This is a genomic window from Mesorhizobium sp. P3_A8, assembly GCF_056402995.1.
In genome coordinates, this window is record NZ_JBFUGI010000009.1 from 159678 (window position 1) to 182063 (window position 22386).

Here is a 22386-nt window from a genome sequence, read left to right on the forward strand (position 1 = left end):
CCGGTGTTCTTCACATGCATTCCTGATTCAGCGGGAGCGTAATCGCGAATGGAAACCTTAGGGACTTCAGTCTTAGTTGAGCTATTGCTAATATACATTTAGCTTGGGCAATGCCGGGACGATCCAAAAGGACTGACCCGCTATGGCCGGTGCGGCTCGCTTCACCCAAACCGGCGCTCGTAGCTCAAACTGGACAGCGCGGAGGCTCAAATGGCCGGCGACAAGCGCAGGCAGGATGCTATTCACGACCATCAGGTCGAATATTTCGCCTCAGAGAACGGTTTAACGCCGGACCTGGCTTGGGAGTTAATCCTAAAACACGGTAACAGCCGCAAGGCCGTGATTAAAGCTGCGCAGGGTTTGAAAGGTGATGTAAGGCAACACGCGGCCGACAAGCCAGCCACAACCGGCATCTTGAGCGTGTTGGAGAAACCGCACTGGCGCACGGTGCTGACCACCAAGGACGAACAGGGGGCCTTCGATATGGCCAAGGAGATCGGCGGCAAGGTGAAGAAGTGCTAAGCTTCCCACCGTTTCGCAAATTAACCTTGACCGAAGGAGGCAGTGATCTATCGCCAGTCATTACTTGCGTGATTGCTAATATAATGAAACGCTCCGCCCATATTGGGGAATGGGGCGATGGAAGAAAGCCCAGGTAGATTTAGTTGCTTTCTCGAGCCGACAGGCGACTGGACGGTTTGGGATGAAGTCACCGGCGAGCCGGCAAACTTGGGCGGGAAAATACTGATCGGCTGCACCCGGGAGCGCGCCGAGTCTGCTCGCGACGTGCTCACGCGCATTTACAAAAACGGGCTGCACGCGCAACACCGCGACTGGAAGCCGACATTCGTTCGAAGGTGAAGAGGCCGGCAGTCTCTCGGGTTACCTTCTGGCTATCGGGCCTCGTGATCCGCCACCTTCAATCGCTTGATTTGGTCTCGCTGGAACGAAACGCCTTTCGTGTCGATTCCCGGAGGCTGGGCAATTCGCGTACATCTGCCGTGCATAACCGAAAAATCTCCGGTTTTACGAGATTGCTAAGTGTGTGAAAAGATTTGGCTCCCCGGGCCGGATTCGAACCAGCGACCAACCGGTTAACAGCCGGTTGCTCTACCACTGAGCTACCGGGGAACGGAGGCTCTTTGAGCAAGTGGCGCAGCCTATAGCAAACACCTTTCGGCTTTGCAAAGAAGCATTTCGCTTTTTTCCGAGACTTTTTCGCTCAGGCGTTTCTCGCAATCGGCGGCGTGCGCCCTCATATTAGCCGTCTTGGCGACGGGCGCGGAACCGAAAGGGCGGTCGCGGCTTTCGTAAAATGATATTTTCGAGCGACCAGACAAGCGACCACACAGGCAGCCATTGGCGATGACGGCAGCAGACGAAAACCGGATACCGGCACGAAAGATCTCGATTTTCGGGCGCGAGTTCACCATGCCGCAGTCGCGAGGTCTCAGAATCGCGATCGGCATTCTTTTGACCATCGGCGGCATTCTCGGCTTTCTGCCGATTCTCGGCTTCTGGATGGTGCCGATCGGACTGCTAGTGCTTTCCTATGAATTCGCCATGGTGCGCCGCCACCGGCGCCGCTTCGTCGTCTGGTGGGAGCGGCGGCGACGGCCGGATGCAACGACAGGCACCAAGCCGCGCCTTTGACCGCGCCATCCTTCCCTTGCGTTATGCCCTTGTTCGGGTTCCGGATTTTCGCGAATCGGCTTTTTGGTTCGCACGTCTCCCGAGATCCTCGCGGATTTCCTTGAGAACGGCGGCAGCCGAGGCAAGGCGCCGCGCGATCGCGCGGCGAAAGCCTGGCGGTGCCGTCTATGGCCAGGCAATCGATGGCATGGCGCAGCAATGCCTCGCAGCCCGCTCGCGACAGGCCGTCCCAGGCGCTCGTTCCGTCGTTCGGGCTTGCCGGCCGCATGGCGCAGTCCTCCTCGTTTCTCAACGGTGGCCGGGGCGTGGAGTTTCTCCTGACCTCCTGCTATCCTTAACAGTCTGCTAATGTGCGTCATGACCGCTGTGGCCACGACCCTCGATGCGCAGGGATGGGATTCATTCATGAGGAAACCGCGCGGAATGCGTGGTGGCCGCTTGACGCCATTTTCGCCGCAACCTATTGGAACCGGGTGGAACGCCGGGAGCAACGAGGCCTCGTGGCGGAGTGGTTACGCAGAGGACTGCAAATCCTTGCACCCCGGTTCGATTCCGGGCGAGGCCTCCAATACCCGGGCTCCCGCGCGCTCAGCGCCGGAGCCTGACGTTCTCATCGAAATGAACCGCGGTTCTGACGCGGCAAGCAGATTGGTTTGAACATGAGCGCTGATTTTGCCGAGCTTCGCGTCAAGATGGTCGATGGCCAGGTTCGCACCACCGACGTGACCAGCGCCCCGCTGCTGGACGCCATGCTTTCCGTGCCGCGCGAGGCTTTCGTCGGCGAGCGCCAGCGCGATCTTGCCTATATCGACGAAGACATCCGCATTGCCGACGGCGCCGATGGCGCGCGCTATCTCATGGAAGCCTCGCCTCTGGCCAAGCTGATGCAACTGGCCGAGATCAACCCGACCGATTCGGCGCTCGATGTCGGCTGCGGCAGCGGCTACGCCTCGGCCATCCTGTCGCGGCTGGCGAGGTCCGTCGTCGCGCTCGAAAACGATTCGGCGCTGGCGCAAACCGCAACATCGACCCTTTCCGGCCTTGGCTGCGGCAATGTGACCGTGGTCCAGGGCGCACTGGCGCAGGGGCATGCGGCCAAGGCACCCTATGACGTCATCTTTGTCGGCGGCAGCGTCGAGAAAGTGCCGGCGGCGCTGCTCGATCAGCTTGCCGAGGGCGGCCGCCTGGTCGCAGTCGAAGGGCAGGGCAATTCCGCCGTGGCGCGACTTTTTTTCAAGGGGGGGGGGGTTGTAACCGGGAGACGGGCATTTAATGCGGCAATTAAGCCACTACCCGGATTCGAACGTGAGCATGCTTTCGAATTCTGAATGATTTGGCCTTGCAGCAGAGGCTTTGTCATGGTCGCTTGCATTTGAACAATCGTTGCTGATCCCAGACTGGGGGCACTTTGGGACCGAGCGACAGGGAACATTAAAACACGCCACTCCGGCTACTCCTGTGAGAAGCTGGCGCGGCGCGGTTCCCATGGAAAACGAATGAGGGATATACCCGTGCCGTCTGTGTCCAAGACCCTTTTTGCCGCTGTCCTCGTTTCCGCGACCGCGCTGTCCCCCCTGACCGCCTCGGCGGAAACCATCTCCGGCGCACTCGCCAAGGCCTATCAGTACAATTCCTCGCTCAATTTATCCCGCGCCGGTGTGCGCGTCACCGACGAGGGCGTGGCCATTGCCAAGTCGACCGGGCGCCCAACCATCACCGGAACTGCCGACGCGAATTATGTGAACACGCGCGCCAGCGGTGCCAACAGCAAGACATCATCGGCCAGTGTCGGTATTGTCATCAACCAGAGCCTGTTCGACGGTTTTCAGACCCGGAATAATGTTGCGGCTGCGGAAGCCCAGGTGAAAGCCTCGGTGGAGAGCCTGCGCAACACCGAAGAGAACACCCTGTTCAATGCGGCCACCGCCTATATGGACGTGATCCGCGACCGGCAGATCGCTGTGCTGACCGAACAGAACCTGCAATTCCTGACCGAGCAGGCGCGCGCCGCGCGCTCGCGTTTCGAGGTTGGCGAAGGCACGCGCACCGACGTCGCCCAGGCCGACGCGTCGCGCGCCTCGGCGGTCGCCTCGCTCAGTGCCGCCCGCGCGCAGGCATTGGCCAGCGCCGCGACCTATCACCAGGTGGTCGGCGACGAGCCGGGTAAACTCAAGCCGGCTGCGCCATTGGCGAAGCTGTTGCCGTCGAGCCTCGATTCGGCGATTGCCATTGGTTCGGCCGAACATCCGGCCATTCTCTCCACCCAGCATCTGGTCGACGCCGCCGCGTTTTCGGTGAAGTCGGCGGAAGGCGCACTGCTGCCGCAGCTTACCGCCTCGGCCGGCATCTCGGATGACTATCTCAACCGCAATCCGAATGCCGGACAGAACGGCAATTCGACCTCGGCCAATATTGGCGCGACATTGACCATTCCGATCTATTCGGGCGGACGGAAGTCGGCGCTCGTGCGGCAGAACAAGGAATCGTTGGGCGAGGCCCGCATCCAGGTCGATGTCAGCCGCGACCAGGTACGCCAGGCTGTTGCCACGGCATGGTCGCAATATACCGCGGCACAACAGAGCGTCTCGGCCAACAAGCAGGTGATCGACGCGGCGCAACTGGCGCTGAACGGTGTCATCGAAGAGCGCAATGTCGGCCAGCGCACCACGCTGGATGTGCTCAACGCGCAGGCCACCGTCATCACAGCCAAGATCAACATGGCCAATTCCGAACACGATGTGGTGGTGGCGAGCTATGCCATCCTGTCGGCGGTGGGCCGCCTGTCGGTCGACCGGCTTGCCTTGGCGGTGACCAAGTACAAGCCCGAAGAGCACTACAATGCCGTCAAGGACAAGTGGATCGGCCTGCGCACCCCGGACGGCCGCTAGGCCGCCGGTTGGAAGTCTCGTGTCCACGCAGGACGCGATTTTTCGAAACTTCGGCTTCGCGCTCTAATCTGTTGAAATCCCACATGTCCCCAGATTGGGGATTCTCGTGCGGCGATCCGTCGGTTACGCTGTCGCCATGATTCGAATCCGGCTGGTGCCGGCGGCGGAAGACCACAGAGGTCACAAGGGCGGCGGATGTGACGATGGCAACGGCAAGCAGCGCACAGCGCGAACCTTCCATGGAAGAGATACTGGCTTCCATCAGGAGGATCATCGAGGATAGCGACACCGGCCGCAAGCAGCCGGGCGAGGCTGATGAGCTGCGCCAGGACCTGGAGCCATCGCCGAGCGAGGCTCCGGCCGCCGATGTCGATGCGTTTCGCGCCGAGCTACATGCTGCCCCCGAAGTCAGGAACCCGGTTGCGCTCGCGGAAGTCCAGGCGCCTTCGCCAGAGCCCACGCGCCCCGAGCCCGTGCATATGGAATCGCAGACGCGTGCCGATCCAGTGCCTGCCAAGCCGTCGATGACGCTTGCCGAGGTCAGCGCCAGGATCGCCGCCGAGCCGGTGCCCGCCGTCAGGGCCGACGCGGCAATGGTTCCGCAGGCTGGGGCACCGCAGGCCAGCGCGACGAGCGATGCCATCGTTGCCGATTGGCGGCGCGAGATCGCGGCAGTCGGAGAGCAGGCGAAAGCCATACCGGACAGGAGCGTCCGCAGGCCGGCCGCCCAACCCGAGGTGCCCCAGCTCGTGGCGCCCCAGTTCGAGGCGCCAACGAGCGAACCGGTGGTGGAGGCAGCGGTCGAGCGGCCTTCTTCAAGCGAGGCTCCGGCACCCACCGCGCAGGCACGTGCGGCAAATGAAGCGCCCGCGGTCCGCGCCGCAATCCTTTCCGAACATACGGGCAGGCAGGTGGCAGCGGCCTTTGGCGAGCTTTCCGATGCCTTTGCCAGCCGCAGCAAGAAGACATTCGACGAGATGGCCGAAGAGATGCTGCGGCCGATGCTGCAGGACTGGCTGGACAACAATCTGCCGACGCTGGTCGAAAGACTGGTGCGCGAGGAAATCGAGCGCGTCGCGCGCGGCGCCCAGTAAGGCCCACAGCCCATCCCTCTGACAAAGCGCCGCCTCCTTGGCGGCGTTTTTGTTGGCAGGGTCGGCTCGCGACAATCATGGCAAAAAGATTGCCCTTTTAAAGCCATGTACGATTGCTCCCTTTGGCCGATGAACCGACAGTTGACGTATAGCTACCGATTGCGGGCGATGGTTCCGATGCTGACCGATGAAGAGTATCGGGATGTCGTCGGCGACCCAGCAGCGCTATATTTTCAGGTCAATAGGTTCATTTCCCGGCACGGACAATGGACAGAAATGAAGCATCCGGCGGCCGATCGCTATCGCGAGCGGACCGGAGTAACACTTCATCATACTTTATGGCTCCTGCATGTCCGCCGTTCCGACTACGGCCCCGACTGCCCGTCCTGCGCAAAGCCCTACCGGACGCCGCGAGCGAAGTTTTGCGCCGAGTGCGGACACGGTATTCCGTTGAAATAAGCAGGGCCACGCCTATTTGCTTCTCATGAACCGAGGCGGCCCTTGCGGTTGACTTGGCCCAGACCTTCCGATTTACACCGAACCAGCAAAAATCCCGACAGCGCGGACCATTTTCCCATGCTTGAAAAGACCTACGACGCCAAGACCGTCGAGCCGAAGATCGCCAAAGTCTGGGAAGAGGCCGACGCATTTCGCGCCGGCGCAGGCGCCGAGGAGGGGGCTGAAGCCTTCACCATCGTCATCCCGCCGCCCAATGTCACCGGCTCGCTGCATATGGGCCACGCGCTCAACAACACGCTGCAGGACATTCTGGTGCGCTTCGAGCGCATGCGCGGCAAGAACGTGCTGTGGCAGCCGGGCATGGACCATGCCGGCATCGCCACGCAGATGGTGGTCGAGCGCCAGCTGATGGAAAAGCAGATCCACCGCCGCGATCTCACGCGCGAACAATTCATCGAGAAAGTGTGGGAGTGGAAGGCCGAATCCGGCGGTGCCATCTTCAACCAGCTGAAGCGGCTCGGCGCCTCGGCCGACTGGTCGCGCGAACGCTTCACCATGGACGAGGGCCTGTCCAAGGCCGTGCTCGAAGTGTTCGTCACCCTCTACAAGCAAGGCCTGATCTACAAGGACAAGCGCCTTGTGAACTGGGACCCCAAACTGTTGACCGCGATCTCCGACCTCGAGGTCGAGCCGCAGGAAGTCAACGGCAATCTCTGGCACTTCCGCTATCCGATCGAGGGCGAGACCTTCGACGCGGAAAATCTGCAAACCTTCATCACCGTCGCGACGACGCGCCCGGAAACGATGCTGGGCGATACGGCGGTGGCCGTGCATCCGGACGACGAGCGATATCGGCATCTGGTGGGCAAGAATGTCGTGCTGCCGATCGTCGGCAGAAAAATCCCTATCGTGGCGGACGAGTATTCCGATCCGGAAAAAGGCTCCGGCGCGGTGAAGATCACGCCGGCGCATGATTTCAACGACTTCGAGGTCGGTAAACGGCACAAGCTGCCGGCGATCAATATTCTCACCATCGAGGCTGCGATAAACCTCAAGGACAATGAGGATTTCCTCGCCGGGCTCGAGGTGACGCCGGAACGCCAGGCTGTCTGGGATGAGCTTAACGGCCTCGACCGTTTCGTCGCACGCAAGAAGATCGTCGAGCTGATGGAGGCCGGCGGCTTCCTCGAAAAGATCGAGCCGCATCGCCACGCCGTGCCTCATGGCGACCGCGGCGGCGTGCCGATCGAGCCATTCCTGACCGAGCAGTGGTATGCCAATGCGGCCGAACTCGCCAAGCCGGCGATCGCCTCGGTGCGCGAAGGCCGCACCAATTTCGTGCCGAAGAACTGGGAAAAGACCTATTTCGACTGGATGGAGAACATCCAGCCCTGGTGCATCTCGCGCCAGCTGTGGTGGGGCCACCAGATCCCGGCCTGGTACGGGCCGGACGGGCGCGTCTTCGTCGAGAAGACCGAGGAAGAGGCGCTGGGCGCGGCGATCGAATACTATCTGGCGCTGGAAGGGCCGTGGAAGGGCTGGGTCGAGGACAAGCTCGAGAACTACAAACCTGGCGAGATCCTGACCCGTGACGAGGATGTGCTCGACACCTGGTTCTCGTCGGCGCTGTGGCCGTTTTCGACTTTGGGCTGGCCGGACCAGACGCCGGAACTGAAAACCTATTACCAGACCGACGTGCTGGTGACCGGCTTCGACATCATCTTCTTCTGGGTTGCCCGCATGATGATGATGGGCCTGCATTTCATGGATGAGGAGCCGTTCCACACCGTCTATGTGCATGCGCTGGTGCGCGACAAGAACGGGCAGAAGATGTCGAAGTCGAAAGGCAACGTCATCGATCCGCTCGATCTCATCGACGAGTTTGGCGCCGACGCGCTGCGCTTCACCTTGACGGTGATGGCGGCCCAGGGGCGTGACGTGAAGCTCGACCCGGCGCGCATCGCCGGCTACCGCAACTTCGGCACCAAGCTGTGGAACGCGACGCGCTTCGCCGAGATGAACGAAGTCGCCCGCAATGACGAATTCTGGCTGAACGACGCCAAACTTGCGGTCAACCGCTGGATCCTGACCGAGCTCACGCGAGCCGCACGCGAGATCACCGACGGCATCACCTCATACCGCTTCAACGAGGCGGCCGGTGCTGCCTACCGCTTTGTCTGGAACCTGTTCTGCGACTGGTATCTGGAGCTGCTGAAGCCGGTGTTCATGGGCACGGACGAGGCTGCCAAGGCCGAAAGCCGCGCCTGCGTCGCCTTCGTGCTCGACGAGATCTACAAGCTCTTGCATCCGATGATGCCGTTCATGACGGAAGAGCTGTGGGCGCAGACGGCGGGCGAGGGCAAGGAGCGCTCCTCGCTGCTTTGCCACGCCGCCTGGCCGTCGCCGGACTTCGAGGACGCGGAAGCGGCCGCCGACATCAACTGGCTGGTCGACCTCGTCTCCGGCATCCGCTCGGTGCGTTCCGAGATGAACGTGCCGCCGGCGGCGATCGCGCCGCTGGTCGTGGTCGGCGCCAATGATGTCACGCGCGAGCGGTTGCTTCGCGAGGACTCCGCGATCAAGCGGCTGGCGCGCGTCGGCGACATCTCGCTGGCCGACACAGCCCCCAAAGGCTCGGCGCAGATCGTCCTCAACGAGGCGACGATCTGCCTGCCGCTCGGCAGCCTGATCGATCTCACCGCCGAGGCCGCCCGGCTACAGAAGGAACTGGCCAAGGTGACCGAGGAAATCGCCCGGTTGCACAAGAAGCTGTCCAACGAACGTTTCGTCGCCAGCGCGCCGGCCGAGATCGTCGACGCCGAGCGTGAAAAGCTCGCCGAATACCGCGACGCGCAGGACAAGCTTTCGGTGGCGTTGACCAGGGTTCGCGACGCTGGCTGAGGGATAGATTCGCTAGACTTTATCCCTCTCTAAAATGGCAATCTTTTTGCCTCGAAAGTGGGCATTCCGTTGCGTTATTGTTGACGTAAACGGAAGTTTTAGCCCCATTGTTGCCATAATGTAACAATGGGGCCAAAACGCCCCGAAAGTGGCTGTTTTTGAGCCCTTTTGGACGAGTTTTCCTCATTTTCTGGTTGGGCAACCACGCCTTGGGCCGTTTTTCGGCCTTGCCGTGCCTATCCGCATTTTGTCGAAAATGCGTTTGGCAAGCATGTACATGTACGCCCCTTGAATTCGTTGTTGCACCGTTAACCTGAATTGGTTCTAGCTTGATGCACTAGTTATTCGGGGAGGACATCCATGAACAATTTGCGTCTGAAAGCACTGCTGGGGGCAGGGTGCTTTTCGCTGGCTTTGATTGGCTCGGTAGCCACTCCGGCGCATGCCGGCGGCCTCGAGCGCGGTTGGTACGACATCGACCTGCTTTTCGATCCGGCGCAAGTCACGGGCGAAGTCGGTGGCACCTATGTGATGCCGCAGCGAAATCTTAAAAACGCAAAGGATACCGACCCTGCTGACGGTACCCTGACTGGTCCCACATTTTCCAGCACGGCTCGCGATACGGAGAGCTATTGGGTGCCCAACGCCGGCATCAAGATCGGCATGGGTCCCATCGATTGCCTGGGTGACTACTCTCAGCCCATCGGTGCCTCCAGCAATCCTGGTGCGAACTGGGCGGGTGCACAAAGCAATGTCGACACGCAGGTAAAGAGCGAAGCCTTTGGAGCGACCTGCTCGTACAAAATGGACCTCGGCAAGGGACAGTTTCGTTTCATCGGCGGCGTGTTTCACGAGGATGTTTCGGGTTTCAAGGAGCAGTTGGTCGCTCCAATTCCGTCCTTCTTCGGCACAGGCATCGGTCGCCTCGATCTCCAAGGTGATGGGTGGGGATGGCGTGCGGGTGTCGCCTATGAAATCCCGGACATCGCGCTGCGCGCCAGCCTGGTCTACAATTCGGCGGTCAAGCTCGACAATTTGACCGGAACACTCGATCTGACTCAAGTTCCTGGATTTATTAACCCGGCAAACCCACTTCTTGGACGCGTGACCGATGTTTACGGTTCCTCGCAGGTGCCGGACTCTGTTGAACTCAAACTTCAGTCAGGCATAGCGCCGGGCTGGCTGGCTTTTGGATCCATCAAGTGGGTGAATTGGAGTGATCTGCAGAGCATTCCGTTCTGCCCGACCTCAACCCAGGGGCTCGTGGCCTGCACCACGACCAGCCCTGTGCGTGCCACGTCGCTTGATTTGCTCTATCGCGACGGCTGGACGGTTTCCGGCGGTATCGGCCACAAATTCAACGATCAGTGGAGCGGTGCTGCGGTTATCACCTGGGATCGCGGGACGACGACCGGCTTGAGCTCGCAGACCGATACCTGGACCCTTAGCGGTGGCGTGGCCTACACGCCAACTCAAAACATCGAGGTTCGGCTCGGCGGTGCGGTTGGTGTGCTTACAAGCGGGTCGATACATTCTGTCCTCGGCAGCGATGGTGTAACTTACGGCACCGATTACACTGCGGACTTTGGCAACGACCTTGTCACAGCACTTTCGACTTCTTTGAAGATCAAATGGTAAGTGACTGAAATTGAATAGGAAAGGCCGGGCATTGCCCGGCCTTTTTCATTTGAGCCGGCATCATCGCCGTGTCCTCTATCCAAGCTGCGTTGCATATAAGCCGCACTGCGGGCGCTTCGTGTGATTGTGACGTTTCGGCAACACTTTCTGAACAACCCCTGCGCTAGAAGTCAGGCCGAGGAAATTGCCCATTTCCCGCCATAAACCCGGCGCACCTCGATCTTGTCTCGGGACACGCGCCAAAAGGCTCGGCGATGGGACAGGCCGCACCGCCCGCGGCAAGGATGAGAATGGACGCCAAGGTCATTTCAAAGGCTAAGCTCCCTAGCCGCCATGTGACTGTCGGTCCGGCGCGTGCGCCGCACCGCTCCTATCTCTATGCCATGGGGCTTTCCGCCGGCGAGATCGCGCAGCCGCTGGTTGGCGTCGCCTCCTGCTGGAACGAAGCCGCTCCCTGCAACATCTCGCTGATGCGCCAAGCGCAGGTGGTCAAGAAGGGGGTAGCTGCCGCCAACGGCACGCCGCGCGAATTCTGCACCATCACCGTCACCGACGGCATCGCCATGGGCCACCAGGGCATGAAGTCATCGCTGGTGTCGCGCGAGGTCATTGCCGATTCGGTCGAACTCACCATGCGCGGCCATTGCTACGATGCACTGGTCGGGCTGGCCGGCTGCGACAAGTCGCTGCCCGGGATGATGATGGCCATGGTGCGGCTCAACGTGCCGTCGATCTTCATCTATGGCGGATCGATCCTGCCCGGCAGCTATCGCGGCCGCCAGATCACCGTGCAGGACGTGTTCGAGGCGGTTGGCCAGCACTCTGTCGGCACGATCAATGATGCCGAGCTTCTCGAGATCGAGCAGGTGGCCTGTCCGTCGGCTGGTTCCTGCGGCGCCCAGTTCACCGCCAACACCATGGCCACCGTCGCCGAGGCGATCGGTCTCGCGCTGCCCTATTCCTGCGGTGCGCCGGCCCCTTACGAAATGCGCGACCGTTTCAATTTCGCCTCCGGCGAAAAGATCATGGAGCTGATCGCGAAAAACATCCGGCCGCGCGACATCATCACGCTGAAGGCGCTGGAGAATGCGGCCACCGTGGTTTCCGCCACCGGCGGCTCGACCAACGCAGCTCTGCATCTGCCGGCGATCGCGCATGAGGCAGGCATCAAATTCGATCTCTTCGACGTCGCAAAGATTTTCGAGAAGACGCCTTACATCGCCGACCTCAAGCCGGGCGGCAAATATGTCGCCAAGGACATGTTCGAGGCCGGCGGCATTCCGCTGTTGATGAAGACGCTGCTCGACCATGGCTATCTGCATGGCGATTGCCTGACGGTCACTGGCCGTACTTTGGCCGAAAACATGGAACATGTTGCCTGGAATGAACATCAGGATGTGGTCCGCCCGGCCAACAGACCAATTACCCAAACCGGCGGTGTCGTGGGGTTGAAGGGAAACCTCGCCCCCGAAGGCGCGATCGTGAAGGTCGCGGGCATGGCGGAGTTGAAATTCTCCGGCCCGGCGCGCTGTTTCGATTCGGAAGAGGAATGTTTCGAGGCGGTGACGCATCGCAACTACAGGGAAGGCGAGGTTCTCGTCATTCGCTACGAAGGACCACGCGGCGGCCCGGGCATGCGCGAGATGCTGTCGACGACGGCAGCCCTCTACGGCCAGGGCATGGGCGGCAAGGTGGCGCTGATCACCGACGGCCGCTTCTCGGGCGCGACACGCGGCTTCTGCATCGGCCATGTCGGGCCTGAAGCAGCCGTGGGCGGCCCGATCGGTCTCATCCGGGATGGCGACGTGATCTCGATCGATGCCGTGAACGGCACGATCGAAGTGGCGCTGTCCGATGAAGAACTGGCGGCGCGGGCCAAGACCTGGAAGGCGCGCACGACCGACTACCAGTCGGGCGCGATATGGAAATACGCACAGACGGTCGGGTCTGCCCGCGACGGCGCGGTCACCCATCCGGGCGGTGCGAAAGAAACACACTGCTATGCGGATATCTGAGTTGTTGAAGTCAACACCAGAGTTGTTGAGGTCATCTGTCCTTCCGGCACTGGTCGCTGTCGCGATCTTTGGCGCCGTGGGTCAGGCTTTGGCCTTCGACGACAAGGTGTTCGACGACAAGACCGGCGTGAAGCCGCAGTCGAGCCCCTGGGCCGTGTTCCAGTTCGGCTTTTCCGCCTACAAGAACGGCCACAAGGAACAGGCGGCCGAAGCCTATAAATACGCCGCCGAAAACGGCCAGATCGGCGCCACCTGGAAGCTTGCCCGTATGTATGCCGAGGGCGACGGCGTGGCGCGCGACGACTATGAGGCGTTCAAGTTCTTCTCCGAGATCGTCGACCAGGATGTCGAGCCCGGTTCGCCGGAAGAAAGCTATGTCTCCGACGCGCTGGTGGCGCTTGGCGATTATCTGCGCACGGGCATTCCCGGCAGCCCGGTCACCGAGAACGAGGTGGCTGCCCAGGAATATTACATGCGCGCCGCCGCCAACTACCGCAACCCGAACGCCCAGTTCGAGATGGGGCAGATGTTCCTGAAGGGTGAGGGCGGTGTGAAGGCCAGCGTCAAGCAGGCCGGGCGCTGGTTCCAACTCGCCGCCGAAAAGGGCCATGCCGGCGCGCAGGCGACGCTTGGTCATCTCCTGTTCCAGAGCGGCAAGATCGTTCGTGGCCTGGCGATGATGACCGCGGCGCTCGAACGCGCCTCGCCGGCCGATCAGCCCTGGATCCGTGGCATGCAGGAAGAGGCCTTCGCCGCCGCCGGCGAAGCCGACCGCCGTACCGCGATTTCGCTGGCGGATGACATCCTGACCAAGGGCACCGCCAACACGGAACAGTAGGGTCGTCTGCCGATCTTCCCCCTCGTGGGGAGATGCCCGGCAGGCCAGAGGGGGGCGCTGTCCCGCCGCCCCTATCGGTCAATCACAGCTGGGTAAGTCTCGGCACTTCGTAGCTTGGACGAGAGGTAGAGTTCCTTCGCGCCCACCTCTGGCCTGCCGGTCATCTCCACACAACGGGGGCAGATCAGCTGATCAGAAAAAATCAGTTCTCGGTCGGCTCCGTCGGCACCATGCTTGGCGAGGGCGTCGAGATCGGCGTGACGTGCAGGTGCGGAGCCATCGTGTTTTCAGGGCAGCTGTCGCCGACCTTCGTCCAGGATGTGTTGTTGAGCACCATCTCGCAACGAGCCAGATGGCTCTGGTCGGCAACCGTCAGGCAGGCGACCTGACCGACCGGATAGGATTTTCCATTGGCAAGACATTCCTGGGCGGCAAAAGCCGGCACCATGGCGGCCGTGGCAAATGCCAAGCCGATCGGACAAACGACAAATCGAATGGTCATGGGAACCCCGGCCGCCATGATGATTTTCAATCATGCGCCTGATTTGTGGCGATATGAGGTCCAGCATGGGCGTGCCCGACCTCAGGCCGCAGAGGTCGTCAGGCTGGCAGCAGTGCGAGGTCGATCGCCACCGGCACGTGATCGGAGGGCTTTTCCCAGGCGCGCACATGCTTCTCGATCGAGGCCGACGAGAATCGGTTGGCGGCTTCCGGCGACAGCAGCAGATGGTCGATGCGGATGCCGTTGTTCTTCTGCCAGGCGCCGGCCTGATAGTCCCAAAAGGTGTAGGTGTCGGGAGCATCGGTGACCGCGCGCACCGCTTCGGTGAAACCGAGGTTGAGCAGCCGGCGGAAGGCCTGCCGGGTCTGCGGCTGGAACAGCGCGTCGCCCAGCCAGTTCTCCGGAAAGCGCGCGTCGATCGGCTCGGGAATGACATTGTAGTCGCCGGCCAGCACCAGCGCTTCTTCCAGCCTCAGCCGCTCCTCGGCCCAGCGCTCCAGCCGCGCCATCCAGGACAGCTTGTAGGGGAATTTTTTCTCGTCATCGATCGGATTGCCATTCGGCAGATAGAGCGAGGCGACGCGAAGCGCGCCCTTGTCGGTCGAGAACACGCCTTCGATGAAACGTGCCTGCTCGTCGGTGTCGTCGCCCGGCAGGCCGCGATTGACTTCGTCGAAGCGTAGCTTCGACAGCAGCGCCACGCCGTTGAAACCCTTCTGGCCATGGGTTTCGACATTGTAGCCCAGTGCCTCGATCTCGGCGCGCGGGAACTGCTCGTCGACCGTCTTGATCTCCTGCAGGCAGACGATGTCGGGCGCGCTTTCGGTCAGCCAATGGGTGAGGTTACCGATGCGGGCGCGAACGCCGTTGATGTTCCAGGTGACGATTTTCATGACGGTCTATTCTTCCTGCGGCGCGTGGCGTTCGACAAGCCCGATCGTATTGCCTGCCGGATCCTTTAGGAAGGCCATCCACTCGCTTTCCCCCGCCGGACCGAATGTGCCTTCGGTGTCTCGATGGACAAGCGCGGGCGGCGCGGTAAAGGGAACTCCGGATGCCTTGGCGTCGGCGTGGAAGGCTTCGAGGCCCGTAATGTCGAGATAGACCGTGCCGGCCGGAACGCCGTCGGTGAACAGCAGGCGCACATCGCCCGCCATGATGAAGGCGATGCCGGGGGGATCGTAGCGGGCGTGAACGCCCATGCCGAGCACATCGCGCCAGAAGGCCAGCGTCGAATCAAGGTTGCGTCCGGCCGAAAGCGCGATCTGACGGACCGCGCCGATGCCAGGCATGCCGCTAGATGGAGAAGCTCGTGCCGCAGCCGCAGGAGGCGACAGCGTTCGGATTGCGGATCTGGAAGGACTGGCCCATCAGATCGTCGACGAAGTCGATTACCGAGCCGCCCATATAGACCAGCGACAAATCGTCGATCAGCACCGTGGCGCCGTCCTTCTCGATGGCGACGTCGTCATCGTTGCGGGCGTCGACCAGGTCGAATTTGTAGGAAAAGCCGGAGCAGCCGCCGCCTTCGACGGAAACGCGCAGCGCCGTCTTGCCGGCCTCGCCCGAGACGATTTTCGCGATCCGCTTGGCGGCGGAGTCGGTCATTTCGACTTTCATTGCGGTCTTGGCATCAGCGCCCATGGGCGTCACCTTGCTTTCGGTTTCACATGATAGGTATGAAGCGCAAGCGGCCAAGTCAACTAACCACGTCAATTGCGGCATCGATCATGACCAATGAGTTGGGCGACATCGGATTCGGCTACCGGCCACGCGCGGCCTACGCCACCGATCCGGCGCGCTCGCGCGGCCGACTGTTCGACGAGGTCGAAAGCCCGACCCGCACGCCGTTCCAGCGCGACCGCGACCGCATCATCCATTCGACGGCGTTCCGGCGGCTCAAGCACAAGACCCAGGTCTTCATCGCCCATGAAGGCGACCATTATCGCACAAGGCTGACCCATTCGATCGAGGTGGCGCAGATCGCGCGGGCGCTGGCGCGGGCGCTGCGCGGCGACGAGGATCTCGCCGAAGCGGTGGCGTTGGTGCATGATTTCGGCCACACGCCCTTCGGCCACACCGGCGAGGACGCGCTGAACGACAAGATGGCCGCCTGGGGCGGCTTCGACCACAACGCGCAGTCACTGCGCATCGTGACGCGGCTGGAAGCGCGCTACGCCGAATTCGATGGGCTGAACCTGACCTGGGAGACGCTGGAGGGCCTGGTCAAGCACAATGGCCCGCTGACGGACGCCGGCGGCAAAGGCCTGAAAGGGCCGGTGCCGCAGGCAATCCGCGATTATTCGGAACTGCAGGATCTCGAACTGGACCGGTTCGCCGGCATCGAGGCGCAGTGTGCTGCGATCGCCGACGACATCGCCTACAACACGCATGACATCGACGACGGCCTGCGGGCAGGGCTGCTGACGCTCGATATGCTGAAGACCGTCTCGCTGCCGGGGACGATCCTGGCGGGTGTGCGCGAGCGCTATCCGGTGCTTGATGACGTGCGTACCGGCCACGAACTGATGCGGCGGCAGATCACCGCCATGGTCGAGGATGTTATTGTCTCCACGACCACCAATCTGGAGCGCGTCGGACCGCGAAGCGCCGACGCGGTGAGGGCGGCAGGCGAGACGATGGTGACCTTTTCCGCCGAGATGGCCGCGGCCGAGAAGGAACTGAAGGCTTTTCTCTACAAGCACCTCTACCGGCACAAGGAGGTGATGCGGGTGCGCGCCGGCGCCGAGCAGATCGTCAGGGACCTGTTCGACGTCTATTTCGCCGACCCGCGCGCCATGCCGGACGGCTGGCGCGAGGGGCTGGACCGGGCCGAGGATCGCATCAAGGCGCGCAGCGTGGCCGATTTCCTGGCAGGGATGACCGACACCTACGCGCTCAAGGAACACCGGCGTTTGTTTGACCGCACCCCGGATTTGAGCTAGGGCGGGCGCGATTTTGCCGGCCAACGAGCCGGATTCGCCATAAAGCCGCCAGAGCAATACCCATGAACATCTTCGCCGATTTCACCGCGCGAGTCACAAAGGCTGTCGAAGCGCTTGATCTGAAAGACAAGGACGGCGTTTCGCCGGACTTGTCGCGCATTGCCGTCGAACCGCCGCGCGACCCCAGCCATGGCGATCTCGCGACCAATGCGGCAATGGTGCTGGCTAAGCCCACCGGGCAGAATCCGCGCGCGCTGGCCGAAAGGCTGGCACTGGCGCTTCGGGACGACAAGGATGTCGCCGCCGTTGACGTGGCCGGCCCTGGCTTCGTCAATCTGAGGCTCAAGGACGGCTTCTGGCAGGCCCATCTGTCTGCGCTTCTGGGCGAGGGCCGCAACTACGGCCGCTCGACGATCGGCGCCGGCAGGAAAACCAATGTCGAATATGTCTCCGCCAACCCGACGGGCCCGATGCATGTCGGCCATTGCCGGGGTGCCGTGGTTGGCGACGCACTGGCCAATATGATGGCGTTTGCCGGTTACGACGTGACCAAGGAGTATGTCATCAACGATGCCGGCTCGCAGATCGATGTGCTCGGGCGCTCGGCCTTCCTTCGCTACCGCGAAGCGCTGGGCGACGATATCGGCGAAATACCGGCTGGTCTCTATCCCGGCGATTACCTGGTGCCAGTCGGTCAGGCGCTGGTCGCGGAATTTGGCCGCAAGCTGCTGCAGATGCCTGATGACGAAGCGCTGGCCATCGTCAAGGACCGGACCATCGATGCGATGATGGCGATGATCCGCGAGGATCTGGCGCTGCTCAACGTGCACCACGACGTGTTCTTCTCCGAGCGCACGCTGCATGCCGACGGTGCCAAGAAAATCCGCTTGGCGATCAATGACCTGACGCTGAAGGGCCATATCTACAAGGGCAAGCTGCCGCCGCCCAAGGGCGAGAAGCCGGACGATTGGGAGGACCGCGAGCAGACGCTGTTCCGCTCGACCGCGGTCGGCGACGACATGGACCGGGCGCTGGTCAAGTCCGATGGCGCGTTCACCTATTTCGCCGCCGATGTGGCGTATCTGAAGGACAAGGTCGATCGCGGCTTCGTCGACCTGATCTACGTGCTTGGCGCCGACCATGGCGGCTATGTCAAACGGCTGGAAGCTCTGGCGCGGGCAATTGGCGGCGATGACGTAAAACTAACCGTCCTGCTGTGCAACCTGGTCAAGCTGTTTCGCGAAGGCGAGCCGGTTCGTATGTCGAAGCGGTCCGGCGATTTTGTCACGCTTCGGGAAGTGGTGGAGGAGGTCGGCCGCGACGCGATCCGCTTCATGATGCTCTACCGCAAGAGCGATGCGCCGCTAGACTTCGACTTTGCCAAGGTGACCGAGCAGTCCAAGGACAATCCGGTGTTTTATGTGCAGTACGCTTCGGCGCGCTGCCATTCGGTGTTCCGGCAGGCAAGCGAGCAGTTGGGCGAGGCGAACTTCGATCGAAACAACCTGTCCGCCGCGGCGGCTTTGCTGACCGACGAGGGCGAGCTTGGCCTGATCCGCAAGCTTGCGGAATATCCGCGCCTGATCGAGTCCGCCGCTCTTGCGCTGGAGCCGCATCGGCTGGCATTTTATCTCTACGATCTGGCTTCCAGTTTCCACGGACACTGGAACCGGGGCACGGATAATCCGGACTTACGGTTTGTTAAGGTTAACGATCGTAAATTGACGCATGCCAGACTAGGGCTGGTGCAGGCTGTTTCGGACGTTCTCACGTCCGGCCTGACGCTGATCGGGGCCGCCGCGCCCGCCGAAATGCGTTAGGTTTGACTAAATAACCTGTCACCTTTTGCCCACATTGCGCTGGTAAGGGCCAACCCTGCGCGACGTCCATGGCGTCCGAATGAGTGCGAGTTCGGGAACAATAATGGCAGACAGAACCCAGCTGAGAGTAGCCGACAACAACGACATCGCTGACGATGATCCGTTCGCGGAGCTGACCAGGATCATGGGATTCGACCCGCGCCAGCCGGTCAAGCAGCCGGCGCCGGCCCAGCCGCAGCCCGCTGTCGCCGATCAGTCCGTGCGAGAGGACGATTTCGATATCGACCTCGAAAAGGAACTGATGGGCGATTTCGACGCTGGCGATAGCGCTGCCGCTCCGGTTGTCGAAGTTCATGAGCCGGCATTCGAAACGGCGGCCACGCACGCTGCCGACGACGATCTTGCGCTGTCGCTCGATGACGATTTCCATCTGGACTTCACGGGTGCCGATGACCATTCGGTCGTCGCCAGCCAAACAATTCCCGGCGCTGCCGAAGCCGCGCCATCCGTCGAACCTGCCTTCGACGTCGATTTCGACAATGCCGTCGCCAGTTCGCTCGAGGATGTTTCGCCCTTCGAGGACGATCTGCCGATGGAGGACGAGCTTGCCGCGTCGCTCGATCAGGATTTCCACATCGAGGACCATACCGTCCAGATCGAAGACGAGGCCGTCGAGCCCCAGCATGCCGTTGCCGAGGTGCCGGTGGCTGTCGAGCCGGCGCCCGAGCATGAATTCGATGATGCGGTCGCGCGTTCGCTGGAAGACGAGCTGATGCTGGACGACCATTCCGCGGATCAGCACCATGTGGCTGCGACCGCGATCGACTATCCAGAGCCGGTTCTGGCCGCCGCGAATGAGACCCAAGCGATTTCCGACGAGGGTTTCGAGGGTCACTTCGACGACGCCATGGCCGATGTCGATATGGATTTTGACGTTCAGGCGGACGAGCCGGTGGCCTTTGCAGCGGAAACGCACGAAGTGCTCGCCGATGCCGTGGACGCCAGGGGCGACTTCTCAAGCCCTGAGGCCGTTTCGGATGATGCGTTCGATCTGAACTTGGACGACGCGTTCGCCGAGCCTGTCGAAGAGCCGGGCGCCGAGGTCGCGACCGCCGCTGTCCAGCCGATAGCTCCGGCAGCGATCATGGCCGAGCCGGTGCGGGCCCCCGTGGCGGACGAACGAAGCCTCGAAGACGAGCTGAACGCGCTTCTGGGCGCCATGACGGCGCGCACGCTGCCGTCGGCCAAGGAGCCTGTCGTGGCTCAGCCCGTCGTCGCTCAACCCTTTGTGGCTCAGCCGCCTGCTGCTCCCGTTCAGTCGTATACCGCCGCGCCTGCAACGGCTGCCGAGGAACCTGCCGATCTCGTCGGCGATCTCGACTGGGATCTCGACGAACAAGCGCCCGAGGATCTGCATCCCTCCAGTGCGGCTCACGCCGCCGATGTCGATCTCGACAATCTGCTGCTCGATGAGCTCCAGGGCCAGGATCTTGGCGTTCACGCCGCTGGTCATGTCGATGTCGATTTCGACAATGATGCGTTCGACGCTGCCTTGGCCAGGAACCTCGATCCGCGTGACGAGGTCGCTTCCCAGCAGGATCAGGACGATTCCCTCGATTGGCTGGCCGAACGCTCCGCGCCGACCGAGCCGACCCGTTCGTGGAGCCGCGTGACGCCGGTGCCCCAGCAGCCGGCATTCGCCGCGCAGCCAGCCGCCGCTATGGCGGCCAGGGTCGCCGCGCCTGATGTGGCCCCAGCAGTGGCCTTTGTGCCGTCCTACCGTGCGCCCGAGCCGGTTGCGGCTGCTGCCTATGCAGCCCCCGTATCCGCACTGCCGCCGCACCAGTCCTCGCGCTACGAAGAGATGCCTGACGTTGAAACGGTCGATGTGCCGGAGCGCGTCGTGGCGCTGGCGGACGATCTCGACATTCCTGAACTGCATTTCGAGGAAGATGAGCCGGCCTCGCCTGGCTATGACGATCTCGACGCCGAGTTCTCCAGCCTGCTGACGGAAATGAATTCGGTGGAGGTCGCGCCTGCTCCTGCTGCTCCCGCAAGCAGCGCTGCCTATGCCGATGAATCCTACAACGCCGGATTTAACCCCGGATATGCGGCGCCGACATACGAAGAGCCCAAGCCGGCCTTCCAGCCGGAAGCGCGGACCTATGCGGCGCGTCCGGCGGAAATGCCGGCCCGTGCTGTGGCGAACACAGGCTATGCCGACGCCGCCGATGGCTTCGATCTCGACAGTCTGCCCGGCAGCCAGCCGGTCTCGCAGGCGGACGATTTCACCGTCGATGAACTCGACTATGATCCCGAGCTGGACGAAGCGATGTCTGTTCCGGGTCTCGGCGAGCGGGAAGCGGCCAGGCCGTCGGGCCGCCGCGGCCTGTTCATCGCTGCCATTGTCGGCGCCGTGGCGATTGCAGGCGGCCTTGGTGCCTTTGCCCTGTCCTTCGGCGGCAAGGGCGGCAGCGAAGCGCCTGTCATCGTCAAGGCCGACAATTCACCGATCAAGGTCAAGCCGGAAAATCCGGGCGGCACCGTGGTGCCGAACCAGGACAACAAGGTCTATGACGCGGTGGTCAAGGGCGCCAAGCCCGCTGAACCCGTGCAGCAGAAGCTTGTCACCAACACCGAGGTCCCGGTGGATGTGCAGGCGAAGGATCCGGCCCGTGCCATCGATCTTTCTGCTGATCAGAGCGCTGCCGTTGGCGGCGCCGATGACGGCAATGCCGCGCCGACCGCCAGCGCGGCGCCGTCCGCCAATGCAGCGCCTGCCGACAATGCGGCGCCTGCCGACAATGCGGCGGTGCCCGCGCCCAAGGGCGAGGATCGCATCGCGCAGGTGTTGCAGGATACAGACAAGGGCACCAACACCGATGTCGTCGCCGTTGCGCCGCGCAAGGTGAGGACCATGGTGGTCAAGTCGGACGGCTCGTTGGTGCCGCGCGAGGATCCAGCACCGGCCGCGCCGCAGGTGGCGGCGGCTGAGCCGAGCGATCCGGCGCCGCAGCATGTCGCGCCGTCGGCCCAGGCCGATGCCGACCAGACCGGCACCGTGGCGCCCGCCGCTGCCCAGGCGGACGACGAGCCGGCCCTCAAGCCTGCAGCCAAGCCGGCGAAGGCGCAGTCAGCCAACACTCCGGCCAAGGTTGCGATCGCGCCGCAGCGTCCGTCGGATCAGCCGGTCGACGTCGTCGGCGAGGTCAAGCCCGACCAGGTTGCTTCCATCGATCCGGCAACGACTGCGACCGGTGGTGGTTCGTGGTCGATGCAGGTTGCCTCGCAGCCGACGGTGGAAAGCGCCCAGTCGACCTACCAGGATCTGCAGCGCCGCTATGGCAGCGTGCTTGCCGGCCGCACCGCCAACATCGTCAAGGCCGAGATTGCCGGCAAGGGCACGTTCTACCGCGTCCGTGTCGTGGCCCAGTCGCGCAACGATGCCATCAATTTGTGCACCAGCTACAAGGCTGCCGGCGGCAACTGCTTCGTGTCGCGCTAAACGCGTTTCAATCAATCAAAGCCGGCGCGGCCCAAGGTCGCGCCGGCTTTTTCATGTGCCCAGCGTTTTTTCATGTGCCCAGTGCTTTTTCATGTGCCCAGTGCTTTTTCATGTGGAAGCAAGTCACG

At 62.3% G+C, this 22386-nt stretch carries 17 protein-coding genes and 2 tRNA genes; 14 read left to right on the forward strand and 5 right to left on the reverse strand.

What is annotated here, in order from left to right; genetic code table 11:
* The first annotated feature begins 210 nt into the window (after positions 1-210).
* Positions 211-522, forward strand: coding sequence for a hypothetical protein (locus AC1DX4_RS21805; RefSeq protein WP_477222247.1), 312 nt, complete (start codon positions 211-213; stop codon positions 520-522).
* 117 nt (positions 523-639) lie between these two features.
* Entirely contained in the window at positions 640-861 is a 222-nt protein-coding gene (locus AC1DX4_RS21810) for a hypothetical protein (RefSeq protein WP_477222248.1), read from the forward strand.
* Positions 862-1056: 195 nt separating this feature from the next.
* Here AC1DX4_RS21810 and AC1DX4_RS21815 read toward each other — a convergent pair.
* Positions 1057-1131 (reverse strand) — tRNA-Asn (locus tag AC1DX4_RS21815).
* Between the two features lie 234 nt (positions 1132-1365).
* Between AC1DX4_RS21815 and AC1DX4_RS21820 the strand changes: the two genes are divergently transcribed.
* The 9 genes from AC1DX4_RS21820 (at position 1366) to AC1DX4_RS21860 (ending at position 13486) form a co-directional block, all read left to right on the forward strand.
* Positions 1366-1653: a hypothetical protein gene (locus AC1DX4_RS21820; protein ID WP_477222249.1), complete on the forward strand. Its 288-nt coding sequence runs from the start codon at positions 1366-1368 to the stop codon at positions 1651-1653.
* A gap of 494 nt (positions 1654-2147) precedes the next feature.
* A tRNA-Cys gene (locus tag AC1DX4_RS21825) sits at positions 2148-2221 on the forward strand.
* A 91-nt stretch (positions 2222-2312) separates the two neighbouring features.
* Positions 2313-2981: a protein-L-isoaspartate O-methyltransferase family protein gene (locus AC1DX4_RS21830; RefSeq protein ID WP_477222250.1), complete on the forward strand. Its 669-nt coding sequence runs from the start codon at positions 2313-2315 to the stop codon at positions 2979-2981.
* Between the two features lie 183 nt (positions 2982-3164).
* The gene (locus AC1DX4_RS21835) at positions 3165-4541 is read left to right on the forward strand and encodes a TolC family outer membrane protein (RefSeq protein WP_477222251.1); all 1377 of its coding nucleotides are present in this window, start codon (positions 3165-3167) and stop codon (positions 4539-4541) included.
* A 203-nt stretch (positions 4542-4744) separates the two neighbouring features.
* Complete coding sequence (locus AC1DX4_RS21840; protein WP_477222252.1) at positions 4745-5635, forward strand: PopZ family protein; 891 nt, start codon at positions 4745-4747, stop codon at positions 5633-5635.
* 576 nt (positions 5636-6211) lie between these two features.
* A complete protein-coding gene (locus AC1DX4_RS21845; RefSeq protein WP_477222253.1) occupies positions 6212-8995 on the forward strand; it encodes a valine--tRNA ligase in 2784 nt (927 codons plus the stop codon).
* A 360-nt stretch (positions 8996-9355) separates the two neighbouring features.
* Complete coding sequence (locus AC1DX4_RS21850; protein WP_477222254.1) at positions 9356-10633, forward strand: OmpP1/FadL family transporter; 1278 nt, start codon at positions 9356-9358, stop codon at positions 10631-10633.
* 290 nt (positions 10634-10923) lie between these two features.
* The gene (gene ilvD, locus AC1DX4_RS21855; RefSeq protein ID WP_477222255.1) at positions 10924-12648 is read left to right on the forward strand and encodes a dihydroxy-acid dehydratase; all 1725 of its coding nucleotides are present in this window, start codon (positions 10924-10926) and stop codon (positions 12646-12648) included.
* Positions 12635-13486 (forward strand): tetratricopeptide repeat protein, encoded by an 852-nt coding sequence (locus AC1DX4_RS21860; RefSeq protein ID WP_172228228.1) that lies wholly within the window; start codon positions 12635-12637, stop codon positions 13484-13486. The genes ilvD and AC1DX4_RS21860 overlap by 14 nt, the downstream gene beginning before the upstream one ends.
* 202 nt (positions 13487-13688) lie before the next feature.
* Here the strand turns inward: AC1DX4_RS21860 and AC1DX4_RS21865 are convergent, their stop codons facing one another.
* The 4 genes from AC1DX4_RS21865 to erpA form a co-directional block, all read right to left on the reverse strand.
* Complete coding sequence (locus tag AC1DX4_RS21865) at positions 13689-14006, reverse strand: hypothetical protein (RefSeq protein WP_477222256.1); 318 nt, start codon at positions 14004-14006, stop codon at positions 13689-13691.
* Between the two features lie 80 nt (positions 14007-14086).
* Positions 14087-14881 (reverse strand): exodeoxyribonuclease III, encoded by a 795-nt coding sequence (xth, locus tag AC1DX4_RS21870; RefSeq protein ID WP_115142993.1) that lies wholly within the window; start codon positions 14879-14881, stop codon positions 14087-14089.
* Positions 14882-14887: 6 nt separating this feature from the next.
* On the reverse strand, positions 14888-15280 hold the full coding sequence (locus AC1DX4_RS21875) for a VOC family protein (protein WP_477222257.1): 393 nt from the start codon (positions 15278-15280) through the stop codon (positions 14888-14890).
* A 4-nt stretch (positions 15281-15284) separates the two neighbouring features.
* Entirely contained in the window at positions 15285-15632 is a 348-nt protein-coding gene (gene erpA, locus AC1DX4_RS21880; protein ID WP_477222258.1) for an iron-sulfur cluster insertion protein ErpA, read from the reverse strand.
* A gap of 86 nt (positions 15633-15718) precedes the next feature.
* Between erpA and AC1DX4_RS21885 the strand changes: the two genes are divergently transcribed.
* From AC1DX4_RS21885 to AC1DX4_RS21895, 3 genes are all read left to right on the forward strand, one after another.
* Positions 15719-16933, forward strand: coding sequence for a deoxyguanosinetriphosphate triphosphohydrolase (locus tag AC1DX4_RS21885; protein ID WP_477222259.1), 1215 nt, complete (start codon positions 15719-15721; stop codon positions 16931-16933).
* 62 nt (positions 16934-16995) lie between these two features.
* Positions 16996-18753 carry an arginine--tRNA ligase gene (argS, locus tag AC1DX4_RS21890; protein WP_477222260.1) on the forward strand — a complete coding sequence of 586 codons (1758 nt, stop codon included), beginning with the start codon at positions 16996-16998 and terminating at the stop codon, positions 18751-18753.
* A gap of 103 nt (positions 18754-18856) precedes the next feature.
* The gene (locus AC1DX4_RS21895) at positions 18857-22258 is read left to right on the forward strand and encodes an SPOR domain-containing protein (protein WP_477222261.1); all 3402 of its coding nucleotides are present in this window, start codon (positions 18857-18859) and stop codon (positions 22256-22258) included.
* Positions 22259-22386: the final 128 nt, after the last annotated feature.